The organism is Candidatus Methanoperedens nitratireducens (assembly GCF_900196725.1).
GTDB lineage: Archaea > Halobacteriota > Methanosarcinia > Methanosarcinales > Methanoperedenaceae > Methanoperedens > Methanoperedens nitroreducens_A.
Map to the genome: position 1 here is coordinate 1 of NZ_FZMP01000243.1, position 18873 is coordinate 18873.

Here is an 18873-nt window from a genome sequence, read left to right on the forward strand (position 1 = left end):
TAGTGCCTAAAAAGATGGGAATTTAGGATATTCCTGAGCCCTCTGCTCCTGTTTATGGGCTGGGCAGGAACAAAGCAGACAGCAGGGGTCTGTGCTGTTTTTATCCTTGTGAACTCCATAGCCGGAATTTCGGGGCACCTGACAAGCAGGGAATTTTTACCAGCCCCTATATACCCATGGGCATTTGCCGCAGTAGTTGGAGGAACAATCGGCTCCAGCCTGGGAAGCCGCAGGTTTGTGAATGCAACACTCTACCGTCTGCTTGCAATAGTCCTTGTCATTGCCAGCGCAAAGCTCATCCTTGTATGAACAAAAAATTATTCTTTTTTCTGTATAACTATCTCCCAGTCCGTCTTATTTATCTGCCTCGCCCTCAATACCCCGTGCCCGTCAGCTTCCATGCCCCTTGGGACCTCGGTTACAGCCATGGGGTCATCCACGATCACTTTGAGGATTTTTCCCTTCTCAAGATTATGTAATGCCTGCTTGGCATATACGAAATTATAGGGGCATACATTTCCTTTCAGATTAAGTTCCGTATCTACCTTCAAATCGGTATGGAAAGTGCCGTTAATATAAGCCCGCGTTCTCTCTTCTTTCGGGTTTTCAAGTACCTCACTTGCAGGACCGTGCTCCACAAGCTCACCGAGATATAGATGTATCACATAGTCGGCAAGCCTCATAGCCTGGTGGATGTTGTGCGTTACTATCACGATAGTATAGTCTTTCTTAAGTTCAAGAAGCTGCTGCTCGATATGCTGTGATGAGACCGGATCAAGAGCTGATGTCGGCTCATCGCACAGTATTATCTCCGGTTCAACCGCCAGCCCCCTTGCAAGACAGAGCCTCTGCTGCTGACCTATGGAAAGTTTCGATGCAGGTGATTTTAAGCGGTCTTTTACCTCTTCCCAGAGACCGGCGATTTTCAGGTATTTCTCCACTAGCTGGTCCAGTTTCTTTTTATCTTTGGTGCCATGCAGCCTCGGTCCATAGGCGATATTATCATATATCGACATTGGAAGCAGGTTTGGCCTCTGCGGCAGCAGTCCCATCCTGCGCCTTACATCGGTGATATCAACGCTACCGTTGAGCACATCCACGTCACCAAGCATTATTTTGCCTGAAGCCCTGGCTCCATCTGTGAGGTCAATGAGCCGGTTGAAGCATTTAAGAAAAGTGCTTTTACCGCATCCTGACGGACCTATTATGGCTGTTATTTGCTTCTCCGGTATTTCAACAGTTATATTCCGTAGTGCCGCATGGTCGCCGTAAAATGCATTCAGGTTCTTGATACTGATATGGCTTTTCAATGTGATCACCTTATAATATTCTTCATAAATCTCTTTGACAAAGCTCGCGATGCAATGCTCAATGCAAGTACGATTATAAGAAGTATCAGTGCGCTTGCATACGCCCTCTGCTGTACTTCAGGGAAAGGTGTGCCTAGCTGGAAGAACACGGCAAGCGGTAGTGAAGCCACCGGGTCAAGGAGAGAGCGCGGCAGGTTGTCGGTATAGCCTGCTGTGAACAGGATCGAGGCTGCATCACCTATTCCCCTGCCAAAAGCAAGAATAACCGCAGTCACTATGCCGGGAAGCGCCTGTCTGACTACTACGCCAGCAGTGGTCTCAAACCTTGTCGCTCCTAATGTATAGGAGGCTTCTTTCAACTCTACAGGAACCATTTTTATTACCTCTTCCATGGTGCGGATCATTACGGGCAGTTGCAGTATAGTCAGGACGATTATTCCACCTAAAAGCGATGCTCTCACGCCAAGATAGAGCATGATAATGAAGCCAAAGGCACCATACACGATAGAAGGAGTACCCCATAGTACATCAAGGGAGAGCCTGATATAATATGCAGCCTTTGTTTTCCCGATATAATCTTTTTGCAGCGCCAGCGCCGCTGGCAGGCTTATCATAAGGGCGAGGATCAAGCTGCCAAACCCCAGGTACAGCGAGCCGACTATAGCATTCAGGATACCGCCCCCTTTTCCAAGATAGTATCCGCCTTTAGATGTCTGTGTGATCATGGATAACGAGAGAGCAGGCGCGCCATTCCAGACTATCACAGCCACCACTATGAAAAGGCTGCCCACTACGATAGCCAGCGACAATATCATAAGGGCTTTGAAAATCATTTCTTCACGAAGTTTATCCATGCATCCTCCTCTCGATCCTTACCAGTATCAGCCTTGCGCCCAGTGTGGAGAACAAAATGATCAGCATCAGTATAAGAGCAGCAAGCAGCAGGGCCGAATCGTACAGCGGTATGGACATCATTTCACCGTAATTATTGGCGATAAGTGCAGGCAGGGGATAAGCCGGGTCGAATACCGAGGAGGGGATTTTCACCACATTTCCTACCACCATGAGGACAGCCATGGTTTCCCCAATCGCACGGGAGAAGCCCAGGATAATAGCGGCTGCTATGCCCGGTAAGGCGGTTCTTATTACAGCATGCTTTATTGTCTGCCACCGTGTGGCCCCAAGTGATAGGGAGGCTTCCCTCACCTCGAATGGCACCGCCTTGAATACCTCATATGAAACTGAAATAATAATGGGGAATACCATGATGGCAAGCACGATGCCGCCGGAAAGTATGCTGTAGCCAGTGGAGTAGCTGCCGCTGTTCAGCAGTGAGATTCCCGAATTTTTGAATAAAGGCGCGATGCCTGCCACAAGAGGCACAATTGCCAGAACCCCGAAAAGTCCGTATACCACGGGAGGTATGCCTGCAAGCAGGTCTATCAGAGGCAGAATTATTGATTTCACCCTCTCATTAGCATACTCTGCAAGATAGACCGCGCTCAGGATGGATAGAGGTATCGAAAACGCCATAGCAAGCGCAGTCACATAGACGGTACCGAGGATGAACGGGTAGAAGCCAAAATCACCCTGGAAAGGCATCCATGTACTGCCGAGCAAAAGATCGCCCGGCGATTTCACTTCAAGAATCGGCTCTGACCGCAGGTAAAGGGTGAAAGCTACAATAAATACAATCACGCTTGAGAAAATAGCAGCAGCCAGCGTGAGCTTGCCTGCAAAAGCATCTTTTAGTTTCCTGATATTCATGTGCCGACACCACTTTATTATAATAAAATTAATGTAAGGCAAAGCCTTAACCTGTTCATCCAAGCTTTTTCAACTCTTCATCAAGTGTTTCCCCGGTCAACTGTATGTAGCCCACCTCATCCACAAATTTCTGTCCGTCTGTGAGAACCCACCTTATGAATTCAGATGTAGCCCCGGTCGGCTTACCCTTTGTCACGAAATACTCTACTCTGGCAGGCGGGCTCGGGAAGATACCTTTTTTAATGGATGCGATTGTTTTATCCTTGGTGCTCAGATCTTCATCTGGATCAATGATACCGTTCTCGTTCACATCAAATGGTATTACCCGGATGCCTGATACCGGCTGTCCGGTCTTCATATCAAAGGCATAGTTGTAGTTATTGTATCCTATACCCAGGGGATCTTTTTGCACGGCAGCCAGCAGTCCCGGGTCACTTGGGACGCCTATGCCTTTCAGGTTTTCCTGCTTCTTGCCCAGGTATTTCGCCCATATCTCAGGCGCACCTGCTGCATCACTTCTGGTATAGACGTGTATTTCATCTTTTATCTCAGGTCTTCCTGCGACCTCGCCCCATGTCTTTACAGTCCCGTTGATGAAAATATCCACGAAAGTTTTTCTTTTTACGCCCTTGCTTGTGAGATCGTTAAGCGCGGGATTCTTTTCATTGATCGTGGCTACAACAGCATCTTTGGTCACACTGAACGGATATGCGCCCTTTTCTATCTCGGATTTATCAACATCTCTTGAAACCATGCCGATATCAACAAGCCCGCCAAGTGTATCAGCCATACCCTTGCCCGCGCCGCCTGCTGATACCTCAACGTTTACTTTTGGGTGCAGCTTCTTGAACTCCTCACCCCAGCGCACAGCCATCGGGTACAGAGCAAATGCGCCCGACAGCGTTATTGTGCCCTCAAGTTCCTTAGAACTTACAGCGGAAGGTGTTGTCTGTCCTTCAGCCTTTGGTCCATCAACGCATCCTGATACTAAAGCCCCGATTAAAATCATAATTAAAACAATTGTAATAACTTTTCCTGTCATTAATTCCACCTCGAATCTATTCTTTAAATAGCCATCATCGAATCCTGTGACGGCAAAGACGATCCCTTCTTGAATTCACTTTTTCACCTGCTTGTAATAAGCAGGAGCAAATGGGTCAGTACCTATAAATATGCAGATAAACAGGCGATAATTGGTACGATGAGCACAAAAACCGAATAATTGCGGCAAAAACGGCAACTAATTCAAACCTGCATAATCCATTACTGCTTTCTGGGCATTCAGGAATTTAACAATCTCATCAAACCCGACATCATTTTTGGGTTTTTTACTTTCAACTTTTATCCGACAAGGGCAGTTTATCCGGGATTGGCTATACATTTCCTCAGTCATATCAATCTTGATCGAAAGATTATACTGCCGGATATATATAATCACAGAAAGAGGCAGGGATTGACACAATTATTCTGATGAGAACACTAAAATCAAGTTGAAGTATTTCTACATCTCCAATAAAACAAGCTCGAATTTGATACCCATGCAGGACTGACAGAATCCCAGGAATTCCTTTGCATTAACGGACATTTCTTCGTGGAGGGATCTGGATATATAAAAAATAATATGAACCTTTCCCGGATTGCCTGAGATTCTCTTTTTTATTTCGCTGTGCATCTCTTCAAAAATGGCTACAAGGGTTTTAAAGTTGATCCTTTTCAGGATACGGATGTTCCCCACCCCGGTTTCATCTACCCAGATCCGGTAATTGGCAGATTTCCGTACAAAAACATCCATTTCATTCATAGTATTCCTTTCTTGCCGTCTTCCACATCCCATCTGACTTCTTCAGCTAAAGACCGTCTTGTTGAGGCAATCATATCAAGTTGTTCATATATATACTCCCGCAGGAAAACATCTTCAATAGTCTCAGCATCAGTCTCTAGCTCATGCAATCGGTTCAGCAGGTTCCCAAGTTCTCTCTGCGCATGATGCCTGCTTGTACGCTGCCAGCTTACTTCAATTAATGCAAGTGACCGGACTAATCTTTCAAGACCGATTCTTACACGCTGGTATTCCGGTCTTCTTAGCTTTTCTTTTGCATGGTTTTCATAGGCTGATACGAATTTTCCCTCAATACCCTCATCCTGTAAATGTTCCTCACCATCCCATTTTTTATGGAAGGCAAAAACGATCCCTTCTTTGATTTAGCATATTTTGTCACCACATCTACTATATAAATAGACGATATATATCATTGGATATTCAGGCAGGTTTTGTCACTATTTGAACAAAATCGGGATTATCACGACAATAATTGCCGTATGGATTAAACATCAGATCAAATGCTAAAAGTTTTATAAACTTGTTGCAAAAAAGTTTCAGGTAACCTTTGCCTTAATCTTCCTGGAAACCGACTGAACTTATCAAATATTGCTTATTTACTCGACTTAAATACCTACGAGAACTATTAATACCTCCGGTGATATAATGATGTTACAAGAAAAAAGAAGGGGTTTACTTTGTCCCCGGTAATGGTATAGTTAGTAAAGGCATCTACCTGCTTGGCGATGGGGAAGCAGCAGTTAAAATCCCTGGCAATGTCCGGATGCAGAATTATGTCTGGTGGCTGATATGATCTCAGCCAGACAGTACAAATGTCCCAACTGCAAGCATATGATATCGATATCAAATGCAGATTTCATTAAGGGGATCGCCATGGCATCATGCGGCGGCTGCGGCAGGGATGCTTTTGCTATTGAGGAGGCTCTGTTAAAATGAACGGAAAAGGAGGGCTTTTAACTGCCCATTCGCACTCCTTTTTTCTAATATGAGGTAATAATATGGATTATACAAATGAAGAACCAGATAACGAAATCGAAAATACGGATGATGACAAAGACCTTCGGCGTTTCCTGCGCGGAGGCTTCGGGGCAAAGTGAGTGAAGAAATACACGGCGAAAGATTCATACTGCGCTTATGTTCTTTCAACCTGCGAATTTTTCAACCTGTATCTGGCATAGGCAAGTACATTTTCCTCTATGAACCCCGGGGCTTCAACAGGCTCGATTCCCCTGCTAAACAGTGTATCGGCAGCGCCTCCGCCTACCCTGCTGCATAGCACAGCATCGCAGTCACCGATAAGGGAAATGCTTCTATCCAGCGTATCATCCGCATGACCGCCGTATTCCAGGGTACCGCAGGCGGGATTATTCTCTCTTACTTCGACAACTTTTATCTCCTCTCCGTCTGACTCTATTATAATGAACCGTCTTGCTTTGCCGAAATGCTGGTTAATAACCTTGCCATCACTTGAAGCGATTGCCATTTTTAAGCTTTTCTTCATGCTCTTCCCCTTATACTAATGGTCTTGGCTGCTTCTCCTCAGGCAGGACCGGAAGTACCATCGTGTTCACAAGTATGGGGTCCCTGACCTCTTTTGCCCTCTCAAGCAGCAGTTCTCTTCCTCTTTTAGTAATCGCGAATATGGGTACGGCAGTGCCAAACTGCGCTATTGCCTTCCCTGCCACCCCTGCCCGTATCCATTTTGATGTACAGCCAGTGGTCATATCCACAAGCCCGATAAATTCTTTTGCTTCGCTGTCAGGCATGCCTGTAGCGTGCACCCCGAATGCTATCACTTGCGCACCGCTCTCCTTTTCAACATTCCTTATTTCTTTAAGGGTATTAAGATCTGCCACTGATACTCCTATTTTCCTGTGTCCAAGCTCTATGGCTTTTCTAACCCCGCGCACCTGATCTATCGCGGCAGTATCCGGGTCGAGGATAACGCCTCTTGCATCTTCTATCCTTTTGATCAGTCCCTGTATTGGCGATGTTTCTGTCAGCCCTGAGATGCGAGAGCCCATACCCTGGCATAGCCTGGGATTGCTCGTAATAACCGTACCTGCGCCGTCGCATACGGTAACTGTGGTGTCAAGCAACCCCTTTCGCAGACCTGTCATGAACGTCTCGCTTGCCCCGAAACCTACGAAAATCTCCATCTCCAGTTCACGGTTCTCAGTGAACATACCAAAGTCCTTCATCCTGAACTCTACATTTTCTTTAGCTGTCTTTGGAGTGAATTTCTTGATCCCCCTGACCTTGTCAAAGATGGGGCAGTAATCGGTCACGGGTGCACCAACCTCCACAACCTTTCCATTTTCAACAACTACTCGCGTTCTACCCTGAAGTTCCATTACATGGCGTGCTTTTGGCATATTTTGCCTCCAAATATTATGAATAACAGTAGTCGCTGTATGTTTTTAAGGGCTGGCTTTTCGGCAAATTGATTAAAAAAGGGGCAAATATTGCCACAATATTGAGCAAAAACAGGCGAATCCATTTCAGGAATATTATAGTATAGTTATAACTAATCCCGATAATTCATCCAATCTCATTTTTATTTTTTTAAAAACTATGGAAACTATGAAAACTGTGAGAAAGTACATATTAACCGAATCCCTATAATTTAATTTGAGGAGATGATAAAAATGTGTGAAAAAAGACTGACAGGGAACTGGCACCATAGAAATATAATAAATTTTGTCTATGCGGCAGTTATTTTGATTCTACTATTGGTAACAGTGAATAACGCCTCTGCTGCCTCCGGACTTAATGCACAACCTACGCCTACTCCTTCACCTAATCTCATAGCAAATCCGGGGTTTGAAAGTGGAAGTACAATTCCTACAAGTTGGCATTTTGTTACAATGAATAGTAATACCCCCGCATGGAGTACAACGCATCATTCAGGTAGTAAATCAATTAAAATATATGTACCTGGACATATAAGTAAGATTTCAGGTGAAGTAGTATCTGATCAAATTCCATCGGTAAGTGGAAGAACGTATAATCTCTCTGCTTGGGGTAAAGCTACTGGAACTGGTGGCACAAAAGGTCCAGCCGTTCGATTAGCTGAGTATGATATAAATCATAATTGGTTACGACAAAATGCTGTGTACTTTTCAAAAGGAACTTATAGCTGGACTAAAAAACAGAAAACATTCACTACTGGTGCTAATACGGCTTACGTTGCAGTATACGCTAATATCCGTGATGGTTATGGTACATTCTGGATAGATGATGTATCGTTGACAGTAGCTGCTACAACTCCTACTCCATCAGGCGATACCATAAGAGTATACAGGTCTGCCACCGATCAAATCGATGTTCTGAATATAGAAACCCAATATTTGCCATACGTTGTAGCTGCGGAAAATGATATTGCACCTTTTGAGTCTATGAAAGCTCAGGCTGTTGCTTCAAGAACTTATGCCTATTATAAGAAAGAACATCCAAGCGGGACGAACTTTGATGTTTATGATGATACTAGAGATCAGGTCTATAATCCAGGGCTAGTTCTCACAGATAATATAAAAAATTCAGTTTCACAAACTAATAGAATAGTTCTTAGATGGGGCAGCGTCATAATTTGCAGTTTCTATGTTAGCGGCACTGGTGAAACTGCCGGCTATGTAACGTACAATGAAGGTAAAAGCGGAGAAGATATAACACAAAGCACTATCGGCTGGGTAACAGATCCACCCTCGTTGAATCCGTACAATAGGGGAGCTATGGGACAGATACAGGCAAATGCACTGGCGGAGGATGATGGCTATACCTGGCAGAACATATTGAAATATTTCTATGGTAGTGATATTGTCATAGGACCTAAATGATACAATGGATAAAACCATCGTATTATTAAAGCCTTATCTATTTGTAGGATAAATAACATAACAGAAGCTCAAGAAGTTGTCAATAAATGTGCGGCTGCCGGTGAGATAATTTATAAAATATGAACGCTAAATAGCACGTGATAAGTATGCTGGATTTAATAAAAGTTGAAGAGGTTGATAATAAAGTGATAATCCCCAAAGAGGATTTTGAAAAAATTATCGCTGATGTGGACAGCCTGATCGAAACTGCAGAGATCCTTTCGGACAAAGAATTAATACAACAAATCAAGGAAAGTGAAAGGGATATTAAAGAAGGCAAAGTGAAGGAAATAAAATCGAAAAAAGACATTGATGCGCTCTTTCTTTGATTTGTATGTATCGTGTAATTTATACACATCTTTTTGAGAAGAAGATAAAGAAATTTAAGAAAGATAAAGGGCTGGTTGCGGATTTAAAGAAAAAGATTGAAAAGCTGCTTTCCGACCCTTTTATTGGGAAGCCGCTGGAATATCCTCTGGTAAATTTCCGGTCTATCCGTATCAAGGGGAAGTATCGGTTGGTTTATAAATTGGATGAAAATGATAAAGAACTCGTTCTTGTGCCATTCGGGCATAGAAAGGATATATATCAGCTTATGGTTTTATCTTCTAAGAAGGGCGGTGTTTGATGATATTCTTTTGTTACTTTAACCTTAAATTTTTATCTACTATACCATTATATTGATGTCCAAGATTACTCATCAAGCTTCCTCACCAATATCTCCCTCGCCGCTCTCGCATCCGCCCTGCCCTTTGTCTTCTTCATAACTGCGCCCACAAGCGAGTTGAGCGCCTTCTCCTTCCCTGCCTTGAAATCAGCCACAGCCTGCGGATTCTCTTTTATCGCCTCAAGCGCCGCGGTCTCTACGATATCGCCTTCCACTTTAAGCAGACCTTTTTCTGCAACTATCTCTTCAGGCGAACCGCCTTTATCAAGTATTGTCCTGATTATATCTACAGCGCCATCTTCAGTGATCCTCTTGACAGCAAGCAGTTCTATTATCTTCAGAATATCCTCTTTCTTGAAAGCATCGATAGTCAGGTCGCGATAGTTCAGTTCGCCTTTAAGGACATCGACTATCCAGACCGCTGCCATTTTGGGATCAGCCTTCCTGGCAACATCTTCATAGAATATCGCAAGCTTTAACTCCGATGTCAGCGCCTTTGCATGGTCATCCGTAATCCCATACTGCTCCACGAACCGCAGCCGCCTTGCATCGGGCAGTTCAGGCAGCGTCTCTTTTATTGCAGGCGCCCATTCCGAAATCTTCAAAGGCACAAGGTCAGGCTCGGGGAAATAGCGATAATCGTGCGCTTCTTCCTTTGTACGCATGGACAGGGTTATCTCCCGCGCCTCATCAAAGTGGCGCGTCTCCTGCACAACAACGCCGCCGCGGCGCAAAACGTTCTTTTGCCGCACGATCTCGTAAAGCAGCGCGCGCTCGGCACCTTTATGAGATGAGATATTCTTTATCTCTGCGCGCTGTCCTCCCATGATTGAGATGTTGGCATCCACTCTCAGAGCGCCTTCAAGGTTGCCGTCGAATACGTCGAGATACTCAAGGATGTTGCGAAGCTTATCAAGATACCGCCGCGCTTCTTTCGGGCTCCTGAGATCGGGCTCGCTCACAACTTCAAGCAACGCCATGCCCGAGCGGTTATAGTCGATAAGAGTATATTTTGATTTGTCGATAGTGCCTTCATGCACGAGCCTTCCCGGGTCTTCTTCCATATGAGCCCGCGTAATCCTGACTTTGTGCTCCCCATCCTCGCCTTCGATCATGATATAGCCCTGGCTTGAAATGGGAAAATCATACTGAGTTATCTGGAAGCCCTTCGGAAGGTCAGGGTAATAGTAATTCTTTCGATAGAACTGCGTATGCTCTTCTATTTTGCAGTTCAGCGCCAGTCCGACTTTTATTGCAGCTTCTACTGCTTTTTTATTTATCACAGGCATAGAGCCAGGCAGTCCCAGGCATACGGGACATACGTGTGAATTCGGAGGATCGTTATGATAATCCGTAGTGCATCCGCAGAATACCTTGGTCTTGAGTTTGTTCAACTGAACATGTACCTCAAGCCCGATTTTCACACCGTCAGGATTCTCGTACATTATATCCTCTCCGGTCTTTTGTTGTGGAAATCAGTATTCTCTTCAAACGTGTAAGCCGCTCTCAGGATAGTGGCTTCATCAAAATGTTTGCCGATAACCTGCATCCCGACAGGCATTCCTTCCGCGAAACCGCACGGTACAGAGATGGACGGAACGCCCGCGAGGTTTATCGGTACTGTATCAACATCAGCAAGGTACAGCGATAGAGGGTCGCCTATCTTTTCACCGAGCTTGAACGCCGGATACGGCATCGTCGGCGCAATGAGAACATCCACATCTTTGAAAGCCTGCTCAAAGTCCTGTTTTATAAGCGTTCTTACTTTCAGGGCTTTCAGGTAATACTTATCGTGATACCCGGCTGAAAGGGCGTACGTGCCCAGTATAATCCGCCGCTTCACTTCATCGCCAAATCCTGCTGCTCTAACCTGTGAGAAGGTGGTGTGCCAGTCGCTATCTTCGGTGCGCAGGCCATACCTCATCCCGTCAAAGCGCGCAAGATTGGATGAAGCTTCGCTCATGGCTATTATATAGTAAGATGCAAGCGCATACTTTGTATGGGGCATCCTTACCTCAGTGCGGCTTGCCCCGAGGTCTTCCAGCGTGTGGATTGCATCCCAGACAGCCTTTTCCACTTTTTCGTCCGTACCTTCGCCGAAGTATTCTTCCGGCACCCCGACCTTTAATCCGCTGACATCATTACTGAGCGCCGAGGAATAATTCACCTCCCTGTCCACAGACGTGGAATCCCGCGCATCATAGCCAGCGACAACATCAAAAAGCGCCGCTACGTCGCGAACATTTGTGGCGAACGGTCCGATCTGCTCAAGTGAGTTGGCATATGCTATAAGCCCGTAGCGGGATATGACGCCGTATGTAGGTTTTAACCCCACGATGCCGCAGAACGATGCAGGGCAGCGGACTGAACCGCCCGTATCGGAACCCAGCGCCAGCGGCGCTTCATCTCCAGCTACAGCCGCAGCGCTGCCACCGGACGATCCGCCTGGCACCCTGCCCGTATCCCATGGGTTTTTTGTAGAACCATAGAAACTGGTCTCTGTAGAAGTGCCCATGGCGAACTCGTCCATGTTCGTCTTCCCGATTATCACTGCGCCTGCTTCTTTTAGCCTTTCGATGACGTGGGCATCGTATGGCGGGATATACCCGGTCAGGATTTTTGAGGCGCATGTTGTCAGTATGCCTTTTGTAGAAATATTGTCCTTGATCGCAACAGGTATCCCTGCCAGCGGTCCGTCGCTGCCTTCAGAATCGATTTCCCTGGCGCGCGAAAGTGCGCTTTCTTTTGCCACTGTGATATAGGCATTCAGTCTACTCGATTCGATTCTCTCTAAATATTCAGCAACGATCTCTTCAGAGGAATTAGCCTGGATCTTTTCCCTCAGTTCATTGATATCTGCCCACATTTTACATCATCCTTGGTGCCTTAAAGAACCCGTCCTGCTTCTTCGGCGCACTGGACAGCGCCTCTTCCTGGGACAGGGATTTTGCAGGCGAATTGATCTCATCATCCCTGAAAACGTTGCTTAACGCCAGTACGTGGTAGGTGGGCTCGACACTTTCCGTATCCACCGTATCAAGCTCCCCGAAATAATCAAGAACCGAGTTGAGCCTGGGCGTGTATTTTTCCCTGTCCTGTTCACTTAATTCAAGGCGGGATAACCATGCTATATGCTCAAGGTCTTTTTTTGTAATCATAATGCTCCCTGCAATCTGAATAAAACGTAATAAGCCTTTGCTTTTATAAGATTTACTACTTAAAAACTCAAGTCAAAAAAGAAACCGGAATCCTGTTAGTCCGGGAAATATGAAGCAGTTGAAACCTGCTCGGGTTGCCAACTGATAAAGAAAGTCTTAAATCACCCTTTAATAAGACTTGCCAGCCCGACTATAAGGATCAATACAAGTACGATAATAGCTGTTTTCAGCAGCCCCTGTACCGTGTTCACGCTTGCGGTCAGGTTTTTTAAGGATTCTTCTATCTGGTCAGTCTTCACCGGAACAACTGCCGGAATTACGGGTGCCTCAACGACCGGCTCTTTGTAGGTACTGACGGCATGCGGCGCCGGGACAGGTTCGGTTTTTACAGGCTGTGGCTTTTGCGCCAGTGGTGCATGCTGCTGTGCCGGTTTATTTCTCAATAATGCTTTGTACATCGCATCTTCACTTGATGAGGCACTCGTGGATGCCTTTGGAACGCTTTTTACCGGGGCTTCGTTTTTCTTTTCAGCCTGCGTATTCTGCTGAGGTTTATTCTTTAATAATGCTTTAAACACTGCGTCTTCACTCATTGATGGCATTTTTGTACCCTCTGCCTTTAAAGTTAAAACTCTACTGGCACAGGATATATTACTCTTGGCTATTTAAATCATTTGTATTATACCAGCAATTTTATTTAGTTCCAGCGCAAGTATCGAGAGGATTTCATGGAACGGTTCAAAGCAAGAAATATCGGATACGTGATTGCAATAGGTGCTATTGTCTTTATTTTTTTCACGAACAAGATCGGCTTGAGTGAATTTCTCTCCAGGATCAGCAGTGTCAGCAAACTACTTTTTCTTCTTGTGATCCTGTTCAATTTTCTGAATATCATATCTTTCGTAATAACCTGGCGTTATCTCATTCCTGCTAACATCAGTATCTATAAATTATTCAAATTCTACATGGCAGGGACATTCGTTAATAACATTACCCCCACGTTCGGGACAGGCGGTGAACCTGTAAAAGCCCTGCTGCTCGGGAAAGAGTTAGGTGTAGACAGAGCCGAGTGTTTTGCCGGGGTCGTATCGCAGAGGATGTTAAATATGTTCCCTTTCCTGATCATCGGCGGTCTGGGTATCGGGCTTCTATTTTCCATGCCCGGGGTTATGCTTGGGACCCCGCAGATAATAGCTCTCCTGTTCTCTATCGGACTGGCTTTCGGCACTTTCGGTCTCATTATTTACTTCTATGTAAGAAAGGATAAACTCTCTTCATTTGTCCACTCTTTGATCAGGTTTTTTACACCTTTTATAGGTTTTGTGAAAAAAGGCTTTGACCACAAAGCGTACGCCGATGCGGTCGAGAGATCGATTAATTCGTTCCATGGGGGACTGAGGAGCATACATCACAATAGAAAAGGTGTCATTAATGCCACTCTGTTCTCTTTCCTCGGATGGGTCTTTGATATTCTTGCAATATACGCGGTATTCCTTTCCCTTGGATATACGGATGTTCATATCAGCGTACTTATCATCACTTATACCGTTTCAATGATGAGCAGCTGGTTACCCCTTTTCCTTCCAGGCGGTCTTGGTATCGTGGACGTTACTATGGCAGGGCTTTTCATATTCAGCGGGATCCCGGCTGAGATCGCAGGACCTGCTACATGGCTCTACAGGCTTGTGGCGTACTGGCTCAACACGATCGTCGGCGCGTATTATTTGCGTGCCTCGCTAAAGCCTGAATAGCTCTTCTTTTTTAAAGGTAAAGCTGCCGATCACCCCAACAGAAGCCGGAAGCTCCCCGAACCTTGATCTCAGAATGAGGTCGGCTATCTCAGCCTCCATCACTCTGCTTATCCCTATTATGGACGTAGTCGGTCTTGGATTAACATCAACGACGTAGGGCTTATCACCGAGCACTATATCCACGCCTGCATACCCCCTGCATCCGAGGGTCTTTAAGGTCTTTTTCGCCACTTCAACAATTTCATTGTTCATATCGCAGTGATACGGCACTATCCCGCCTTTGTATGAGACATCGCGGTTGATCTCTATCAGTTGCTTATTAACAGTCAGCAGAAGCTGCGTTTTTCCGGTTATTATGCTTGTGCTTAAGTGTTCACCTTCGATGAACCGTGTGGCGATAAATCCGTCTTCTACCTTGCCCGCGCTGCTTTTATGGATCCCCTCGGAAGCACACCCGAACCTTGGTTTGATGATATGATCGCCTTTGTATTCCCCGCTTCCGATCGTATGCGGAACCGGGATTTTTCCCCGCTCAAGCGCGCGGGTGCATTCAAGCTTATCAGCGCACAGGCGCACCGAACCGGAAGGGCATCCGAGATTTTCAGTGTTATCTTCCACAAGCCCGGTAAGGTCGCCCAGGATTTCATCCGGGGCAATGACCAGCCCCGCATCACAATCTTTTGAGAGCTTTGCAATCGTCTTTTCGAACTGCTCTGTCCTGACCGCAGTTCCTGCATCTATCAGCATACCTGATGTGGGATAGAGTACATCATGACCGCAAGAAACAAAGCTTCGCACAAGCGTTCCTAACATAGCCCGCCCTTCAGGCATGAATTCGGGAATTCCCGCGCCTACCGCATATTCTGCGATCATTATTTTCATAATGTACAAAACAGGTACTATTTGTATTAAACTTTTTTATAAACCGGAGTTCATATGGCAGCCCCATAGTGGAAATACTGAATTACACGCACCACAAGCCGGACAATAACCCTAAATACCAGGAAACCAATATATATACGTTCCAGAACTACGAATTCTGGACGAATCGTGTTGATAGGTCCTTGCGGGAGAACGGCGGCGCCAATCTATGACCGTACAGACAACCCCAATGCGGTACACGCGATAACACCTGACACAAGGGTTACGGTGGCAGACTACGGCAAAAGCCAGTGGATGAAGTTCCGAGTTAGTGTCAGGTTACAGCCAAATATATTATTGCTTTGTTTTTATAAGTCTCTCTCTAATTAAATAAACACATATTGCCAGAACCGATATGCCAAAAAGCGCCTGGAATATTGGCTGGTATCGGTAATTAAACCATGTCCTTATGAGTTCTTCGATAGAGAAGTACAGCTTAAATATAGCCAGTAATGCAAAAAGCATGGCTATCAGGAAAATCCCGAAATAAAAATAATCCTCTAATTTTTCCCGGCTGACCATATCATGACCTCCTTTTCAATATAATTACCAGCATCAGTGCAATAATGGCTCCCAATGATTCAAATCCGGGTTCTTTTGGCGTAGACGTTTGCGCCGCTTCGGGGTAAGATGGCACACCCGCAGGAACTCCCTCTCGTACGAACTTTGAAACCTCTATGTTAACCTTTTTCTCCTCGCTTTCTTTAGGAATGGTCTTGGTGGGAGCTAAAAGTACAGGCTTTTCCCAGCTATTTATCATAATATCCCCTTTCCAGAGTTCCACCACTACCATGTAGTTATACTGGTCAGGCACTTCAAGTTTCACACTTTTTACTGCTGTTGCCTCACTTGGGATTACGCCTGTCTCTGAACTTGTTTTATCAGCCAGAAGATTGGAATCCGCCTGCCTTGCCTTAATTATGAGCTTTAAGTTCTCAGAGGCCTCTGTGCCCCTGTTTTCAAGATATATGTCAGGCGTGATTGTCACGCGTCCTGCCGACACGCCGCTGACAGTAAAATCGATGTTGTTCAAAACAATCCCGCTGCGCCTTGACGTCGGCGTTATGACGTTCAGACCGCGAAGATTAACCGAACCGCTGTCCCTGATGCTTCCGTTGTCAAAAAGCAAGAGCCTCAGTTCATAGCCGCCATTCCTTTCTACCTTCAAATGCTGGGAAACTGCCAGGGTTTTACCCGGCTCGGTCTCAGGTATCGGTGCGGAAGCCTGTGCAGCCAGAAGCCCGGTATCGCTGCTTATCGCCCTTATCAGCATGGAAGCGTTTTTAGTTTTGCCGCCTTCATGGTTTATATAGGCTGTAACATTCACCTCTACAAGAGCGCTTGTTACCTCAGCCGGTTTGACATCGACCTCGCGTATGAGAAGCTGCGATGGAGGTCTGTAATCAGGTTCCTGTATGAGGACGTCCTCTTTGACAAGAATGATCACGAAAGAAAGAACTAAAACCGATACCAGCAATATTGCAAGCAGACGAGATGATTTCATACCCATTTTTATAATCCCGCATGTTTAATGTATTAACATGTTTATATATTTTACTGGGAGCGTTAAAGCGGGGACTCCAAAAACGATGCCCTTATTTACTATCCACATAAAGACTGTCATGGATGAAAGAACTCTCAACCATAATACAAAAAGTACAATCCTCAGAAGACCTGGATTTCGAAGACGGAATGCTCCTGATGCAGTCCAGAAACCTCTCCCTCATCGGGGCGCTTGCTGATCATGTGCGCAGGAAAACAGCAGGGGACAGGGTCATGTTCGTAACGAACTGCCATATAAATTATACCAATATCTGCAACTCAAAATGCAGGTTCTGCGCGTATTTCAGGGAAGAGGGGCAGGAAGGGGCGTTTACCCTGACTGTTGAAGATATCATGGGGAAGGCGGAAAAAGCCCGGGAAGCAGGTGCCACCGAACTGCATATCGTGGGCTCTCTAAACCCGAAGCTGCCATTTGAGTATTACGAACAGGTTCTCGGCAGGCTTCATGAAAAATACCCGGATATATCCCTGAAGGCATACACGGCTGTGGAAATTGCGTATCTTGCAGAAACTACCGGGATGAGCGTGAGGGAAGTTCTTTTGCGCCTGAAAAAAGCGGGGCTTACAAGCCTCCCCGGAGGCGGAGGGGAGATATTCAACGAAGAGACAAGAAAAAAGGTCTGCCCGAACAAAATAAGCGGCGAGAGATGGCTTGATGTTATGGGAAACGCCCACAGCCTGGAGATAAAAAGCAATGCCACGATGCTTTACGGACATATAGAAACGGATGCCGATATCGTGGACCATATCCTCAGGATAAGGGAATTGCAGAAAAAAACTCGCGGGTTCCAGGCATTCATCCCTTTGAGATTCCATCCCGATAACACCGGGCTTCAAAAAGACGGCATCGTCAGGTTCGGTCCAACCGGGTTTGATGACCTTAAAACAATTGCAGTTTCACGCCTTCTGTTGAACGGCTATATCAACAATATCAAGACATACTGGGTCATGGTAGGCGAAAAGATCGCGCAGATAGCGCTCCATTACGGCGCGAACGATATCGACGGCACCGTGATGGAGGAGCGCATAACACATGCCGCCGGCGCGCCACGCCTGAATATATGCCAAAAGAGAGGCTTGTTCATTTAATAAAGAACGCAGGCAGGATACCGGTGGAGAGGACTACGAATTATGAAGTGATAAAAGAGTATCGTTAAGTCTGGGATATCTCGCTCTTTAACTTCTTCACAAGCTCCTCTTTGATCGTCGAGTTGCGGTCGCCGCCACAGACGCAGCCCCTGACGCCGATAATATCCGGCGAGATGCGTTTTAACGACGCAATGTCCTCAAATTTTATCGTGCCTGCTAGGGCTGTTTGAAGCCCTCTATCCTGAGCACTCGATACGAAATCTGTGAGTTCCTGCTCTGTAAGGAACTCAAATGTAGAGCGCCCGTCCTTGATGCCCGTATCCATCATTACAATGTCCACGCCGGCTTCCGCACCGACCGAAGGAAGCCTGAAAGGTGAGATCGAATTTATGCGCCGGTAATCCGAATAACCCGCAGCCACTACTTTTTTAGTCTTATCAAAGTCTTTTACCGAACGCACGATGCCTGACAGCATATCCATAGCCTGCTCTCCTGTCTGGATATCGTACAACCCCACCTTGATATATTCTGCTCCCGCCACAGCCGCACCCAGCGCAGCCAGGGAGGCTGTTCCGGGTTTATAGTTGAAATCCCCGATAGTAGCGCTCACGGGCACTGAGCCTGCTGCTTTTTTCACTGCGCTAATCATCCAGGGGAAGTTCGCGCCGAGTGAGCCCTCTTTCGGGTTCTTTACGTCAATAATATCCGCACCGCCAAGTTTGCAGATCTTTGCCTCTTCTACGTTAATAGGACTTACAAGTAATTTCATAACCATTAAACCAAATAACTCCCCTTATACATTTATGTTTCGAATTTGTTCTATATTGGTGGTTACCAAAGCCCTCCCAAAACCGTTGGTAGCTTTTTCCCTCCCCTAAGTCAAATAAGCCACTGAATGAATATTTTCCTAAATTCCCATCTTTTTAGGCACT

25 protein-coding genes and 1 pseudogene are annotated in these 18873 nt (G+C 45.9%); 8 read left to right on the plus strand and 18 right to left on the minus strand.

Annotation, left to right across the window (positions count from 1 at the left end; genetic code table 11):
• The first annotated feature begins 54 nt into the window (after positions 1 to 54).
• Positions 55 to 309 (plus strand): hypothetical protein, encoded by a 255-nt coding sequence (locus MNV_RS18120; RefSeq protein ID WP_096207348.1) that lies wholly within the window; start codon positions 55 to 57, stop codon positions 307 to 309.
• A gap of 8 nt (positions 310 to 317) precedes the next feature.
• On the opposite strand, the gene MNV_RS20935 is transcribed toward MNV_RS18120, so the two are convergent.
• From MNV_RS20935 to MNV_RS19965, 8 genes and pseudogenes are all read right to left on the minus strand, one after another.
• Complete coding sequence (locus MNV_RS20935) at positions 318 to 551, minus strand: sulfurtransferase TusA family protein (protein WP_257000116.1); 234 nt, start codon at positions 549 to 551, stop codon at positions 318 to 320.
• A gap of 9 nt (positions 552 to 560) precedes the next feature.
• Positions 561 to 1319, minus strand: a pseudogene (gene pstB / locus MNV_RS18125) (phosphate ABC transporter ATP-binding protein PstB); the annotation flags it as partial.
• A complete protein-coding gene (gene pstA / locus MNV_RS18130; RefSeq protein ID WP_096207350.1) occupies positions 1316 to 2164 on the minus strand; it encodes a phosphate ABC transporter permease PstA in 849 nt (282 codons plus the stop codon). The gene pstA and the pseudogene pstB, both read right to left, overlap by 4 nt.
• Positions 2157 to 3077 carry a phosphate ABC transporter permease subunit PstC gene (pstC, locus tag MNV_RS18135; RefSeq protein ID WP_096207351.1) on the minus strand — a complete coding sequence of 307 codons (921 nt, stop codon included), beginning with the start codon at positions 3075 to 3077 and terminating at the stop codon, positions 2157 to 2159. Before pstC ends, pstA begins: the two co-directional genes overlap by 8 nt.
• Before the next feature lie 55 nt (positions 3078 to 3132).
• On the minus strand, positions 3133 to 4119 hold the full coding sequence (locus tag MNV_RS18140; protein ID WP_096207352.1) for a PstS family phosphate ABC transporter substrate-binding protein: 987 nt from the start codon (positions 4117 to 4119) through the stop codon (positions 3133 to 3135).
• 198 nt (positions 4120 to 4317) lie between these two features.
• Complete coding sequence (locus MNV_RS19960; protein WP_179294078.1) at positions 4318 to 4470, minus strand: hypothetical protein; 153 nt, start codon at positions 4468 to 4470, stop codon at positions 4318 to 4320.
• 108 nt (positions 4471 to 4578) lie between these two features.
• Positions 4579 to 4878: a hypothetical protein gene (locus tag MNV_RS18150; RefSeq protein WP_096207354.1), complete on the minus strand. Its 300-nt coding sequence runs from the start codon at positions 4876 to 4878 to the stop codon at positions 4579 to 4581.
• Complete coding sequence (locus MNV_RS19965) at positions 4875 to 5027, minus strand: hypothetical protein (protein ID WP_179294079.1); 153 nt, start codon at positions 5025 to 5027, stop codon at positions 4875 to 4877. Before MNV_RS19965 ends, MNV_RS18150 begins: the two co-directional genes overlap by 4 nt.
• Positions 5028 to 5706: 679 nt before the next feature.
• On the opposite strand from MNV_RS19965, the gene MNV_RS19970 reads away from it, so the two are divergent.
• The gene (locus MNV_RS19970) at positions 5707 to 5853 is read left to right on the plus strand and encodes a hypothetical protein (protein WP_179294080.1); all 147 of its coding nucleotides are present in this window, start codon (positions 5707 to 5709) and stop codon (positions 5851 to 5853) included.
• A gap of 196 nt (positions 5854 to 6049) precedes the next feature.
• Here MNV_RS19970 and MNV_RS18155 read toward each other — a convergent pair whose 3' ends face one another.
• Together MNV_RS18155 and MNV_RS18160 are read right to left on the minus strand one after the other, a co-directional pair.
• Complete coding sequence (locus MNV_RS18155) at positions 6050 to 6418, minus strand: NifB/NifX family molybdenum-iron cluster-binding protein (RefSeq protein ID WP_096207355.1); 369 nt, start codon at positions 6416 to 6418, stop codon at positions 6050 to 6052.
• 10 nt (positions 6419 to 6428) lie between these two features.
• Complete coding sequence (locus tag MNV_RS18160) at positions 6429 to 7292, minus strand: methanogenesis marker 8 protein (protein WP_096207356.1); 864 nt, start codon at positions 7290 to 7292, stop codon at positions 6429 to 6431.
• Positions 7293 to 7565: 273 nt separating this feature from the next.
• On the opposite strand from MNV_RS18160, the gene MNV_RS18165 reads away from it, so the two are divergent.
• The 3 genes from MNV_RS18165 to MNV_RS18175 all read left to right on the plus strand — a co-directional run bounded on the left by MNV_RS18165 (position 7566) and on the right by MNV_RS18175 (position 9420).
• Positions 7566 to 8753 carry a SpoIID/LytB domain-containing protein gene (locus MNV_RS18165; protein ID WP_179294081.1) on the plus strand — a complete coding sequence of 396 codons (1188 nt, stop codon included), beginning with the start codon at positions 7566 to 7568 and terminating at the stop codon, positions 8751 to 8753.
• A gap of 146 nt (positions 8754 to 8899) precedes the next feature.
• The gene (locus MNV_RS18170; RefSeq protein ID WP_096207358.1) at positions 8900 to 9121 is read left to right on the plus strand and encodes a hypothetical protein; all 222 of its coding nucleotides are present in this window, start codon (positions 8900 to 8902) and stop codon (positions 9119 to 9121) included.
• A gap of 5 nt (positions 9122 to 9126) precedes the next feature.
• Positions 9127 to 9420 carry a type II toxin-antitoxin system RelE family toxin gene (locus MNV_RS18175; RefSeq protein WP_096207359.1) on the plus strand — a complete coding sequence of 98 codons (294 nt, stop codon included), beginning with the start codon at positions 9127 to 9129 and terminating at the stop codon, positions 9418 to 9420.
• 65 nt (positions 9421 to 9485) lie between these two features.
• Here MNV_RS18175 and gatB read toward each other — a convergent pair whose 3' ends face one another.
• The 4 genes from gatB to MNV_RS18195 all read right to left on the minus strand — a co-directional run bounded on the left by gatB (position 9486) and on the right by MNV_RS18195 (position 13210).
• Positions 9486 to 10907, minus strand: a complete 1422-nt coding sequence (gene gatB / locus MNV_RS18180) for an Asp-tRNA(Asn)/Glu-tRNA(Gln) amidotransferase subunit GatB (protein WP_096207360.1) — start codon at positions 10905 to 10907, stop codon at positions 9486 to 9488.
• Positions 10904 to 12325, minus strand: coding sequence for an Asp-tRNA(Asn)/Glu-tRNA(Gln) amidotransferase subunit GatA (gatA, locus tag MNV_RS18185; protein ID WP_096207361.1), 1422 nt, complete (start codon positions 12323 to 12325; stop codon positions 10904 to 10906). Before gatA ends, gatB begins: the two co-directional genes overlap by 4 nt.
• 1 nt (position 12326) lies before the next feature.
• Complete coding sequence (gatC, locus tag MNV_RS18190) at positions 12327 to 12617, minus strand: Asp-tRNA(Asn)/Glu-tRNA(Gln) amidotransferase subunit GatC (protein WP_096207362.1); 291 nt, start codon at positions 12615 to 12617, stop codon at positions 12327 to 12329.
• A 161-nt stretch (positions 12618 to 12778) separates the two neighbouring features.
• Positions 12779 to 13210 carry a hypothetical protein gene (locus MNV_RS18195; RefSeq protein WP_143311904.1) on the minus strand — a complete coding sequence of 144 codons (432 nt, stop codon included), beginning with the start codon at positions 13208 to 13210 and terminating at the stop codon, positions 12779 to 12781.
• 135 nt (positions 13211 to 13345) lie between these two features.
• Between MNV_RS18195 and MNV_RS18200 the strand changes: the two genes are divergently transcribed.
• Positions 13346 to 14368, plus strand: coding sequence for a flippase-like domain-containing protein (locus MNV_RS18200; RefSeq protein WP_096207364.1), 1023 nt, complete (start codon positions 13346 to 13348; stop codon positions 14366 to 14368).
• Here the strand turns inward: MNV_RS18200 and MNV_RS18205 are convergent.
• Entirely contained in the window at positions 14354 to 15250 is an 897-nt protein-coding gene (locus MNV_RS18205) for an ATP-grasp domain-containing protein (protein ID WP_096207365.1), read from the minus strand. The two genes, MNV_RS18200 and MNV_RS18205, sit on opposite strands and share 15 nt — an antisense overlap.
• A 68-nt stretch (positions 15251 to 15318) precedes the next feature.
• Between MNV_RS18205 and MNV_RS19975 the strand changes: the two genes are divergently transcribed.
• A complete protein-coding gene (locus MNV_RS19975; RefSeq protein ID WP_179294082.1) occupies positions 15319 to 15462 on the plus strand; it encodes a hypothetical protein in 144 nt (47 codons plus the stop codon).
• 121 nt (positions 15463 to 15583) lie between these two features.
• Here the strand turns inward: MNV_RS19975 and MNV_RS18210 are convergent, their stop codons facing one another.
• The gene (locus MNV_RS18210) at positions 15584 to 15811 is read right to left on the minus strand and encodes a hypothetical protein (protein ID WP_096207366.1); all 228 of its coding nucleotides are present in this window, start codon (positions 15809 to 15811) and stop codon (positions 15584 to 15586) included.
• 1 nt (position 15812) lies between these two features.
• Positions 15813 to 16793 carry a DUF7490 domain-containing protein gene (locus tag MNV_RS18215; RefSeq protein ID WP_143311905.1) on the minus strand — a complete coding sequence of 327 codons (981 nt, stop codon included), beginning with the start codon at positions 16791 to 16793 and terminating at the stop codon, positions 15813 to 15815.
• A 122-nt stretch (positions 16794 to 16915) separates the two neighbouring features.
• Between MNV_RS18215 and mqnE the strand changes: the two genes are divergently transcribed.
• Positions 16916 to 17941, plus strand: coding sequence for an aminofutalosine synthase MqnE (mqnE, locus tag MNV_RS18220; protein WP_218838070.1), 1026 nt, complete (start codon positions 16916 to 16918; stop codon positions 17939 to 17941).
• A 64-nt stretch (positions 17942 to 18005) separates the two neighbouring features.
• Here the strand turns inward: mqnE and MNV_RS18225 are convergent, their stop codons facing one another.
• Positions 18006 to 18710: a (5-formylfuran-3-yl)methyl phosphate synthase gene (locus tag MNV_RS18225; protein WP_096207368.1), complete on the minus strand. Its 705-nt coding sequence runs from the start codon at positions 18708 to 18710 to the stop codon at positions 18006 to 18008.
• Positions 18711 to 18873: the final 163 nt, after the last annotated feature.

Bases quoted from the DNA above. Each gene is read 5' to 3' on its own strand.
- MNV_RS18120 (WP_096207348.1), top strand. From the start codon at position 55: ATGGGCTGGGCAGGAACAAAGCAGACAGCAGGGGTCTGTGCTGTTTTT.
- pstA (WP_096207350.1), bottom strand. From the start codon at position 2,164: ATGGATAAACTTCGTGAAGAAATGATTTTCAAAGCCCTTATGATATTG.
- pstC (WP_096207351.1), bottom strand. From the start codon at position 3,077: ATGAATATCAGGAAACTAAAAGATGCTTTTGCAGGCAAGCTCACGCTG.
- MNV_RS18140 (WP_096207352.1), bottom strand. From the start codon at position 4,119: ATGACAGGAAAAGTTATTACAATTGTTTTAATTATGATTTTAATCGGG.
- MNV_RS19960 (WP_179294078.1), bottom strand. From the start codon at position 4,470: ATGACTGAGGAAATGTATAGCCAATCCCGGATAAACTGCCCTTGTCGG.
- MNV_RS18150 (WP_096207354.1), bottom strand. From the start codon at position 4,878: ATGAATGAAATGGATGTTTTTGTACGGAAATCTGCCAATTACCGGATC.
- MNV_RS19970 (WP_179294080.1), top strand. From the start codon at position 5,707: ATGATCTCAGCCAGACAGTACAAATGTCCCAACTGCAAGCATATGATA.
- MNV_RS18155 (WP_096207355.1), bottom strand. From the start codon at position 6,418: ATGAAGAAAAGCTTAAAAATGGCAATCGCTTCAAGTGATGGCAAGGTT.
- MNV_RS18160 (WP_096207356.1), bottom strand. From the start codon at position 7,292: ATGCCAAAAGCACGCCATGTAATGGAACTTCAGGGTAGAACGCGAGTA.
- MNV_RS18165 (WP_179294081.1), top strand. From the start codon at position 7,566: ATGTGTGAAAAAAGACTGACAGGGAACTGGCACCATAGAAATATAATA.
- MNV_RS18170 (WP_096207358.1), top strand. From the start codon at position 8,900: ATGCTGGATTTAATAAAAGTTGAAGAGGTTGATAATAAAGTGATAATC.
- MNV_RS18175 (WP_096207359.1), top strand. From the start codon at position 9,127: ATGTATCGTGTAATTTATACACATCTTTTTGAGAAGAAGATAAAGAAA.
- gatA (WP_096207361.1), bottom strand. From the start codon at position 12,325: ATGTGGGCAGATATCAATGAACTGAGGGAAAAGATCCAGGCTAATTCC.
- gatC (WP_096207362.1), bottom strand. From the start codon at position 12,617: ATGATTACAAAAAAAGACCTTGAGCATATAGCATGGTTATCCCGCCTT.
- MNV_RS18195 (WP_143311904.1), bottom strand. From the start codon at position 13,210: ATGAGTGAAGACGCAGTGTTTAAAGCATTATTAAAGAATAAACCTCAG.
- MNV_RS18200 (WP_096207364.1), top strand. From the start codon at position 13,346: ATGGAACGGTTCAAAGCAAGAAATATCGGATACGTGATTGCAATAGGT.
- MNV_RS18205 (WP_096207365.1), bottom strand. From the start codon at position 15,250: ATGAAAATAATGATCGCAGAATATGCGGTAGGCGCGGGAATTCCCGAA.
- MNV_RS18210 (WP_096207366.1), bottom strand. From the start codon at position 15,811: ATGGTCAGCCGGGAAAAATTAGAGGATTATTTTTATTTCGGGATTTTC.
- MNV_RS18215 (WP_143311905.1), bottom strand. From the start codon at position 16,793: ATGAAATCATCTCGTCTGCTTGCAATATTGCTGGTATCGGTTTTAGTT.
- mqnE (WP_218838070.1), top strand. From the start codon at position 16,916: ATGAAAGAACTCTCAACCATAATACAAAAAGTACAATCCTCAGAAGAC.
- MNV_RS18225 (WP_096207368.1), bottom strand. From the start codon at position 18,710: ATGAAATTACTTGTAAGTCCTATTAACGTAGAAGAGGCAAAGATCTGC.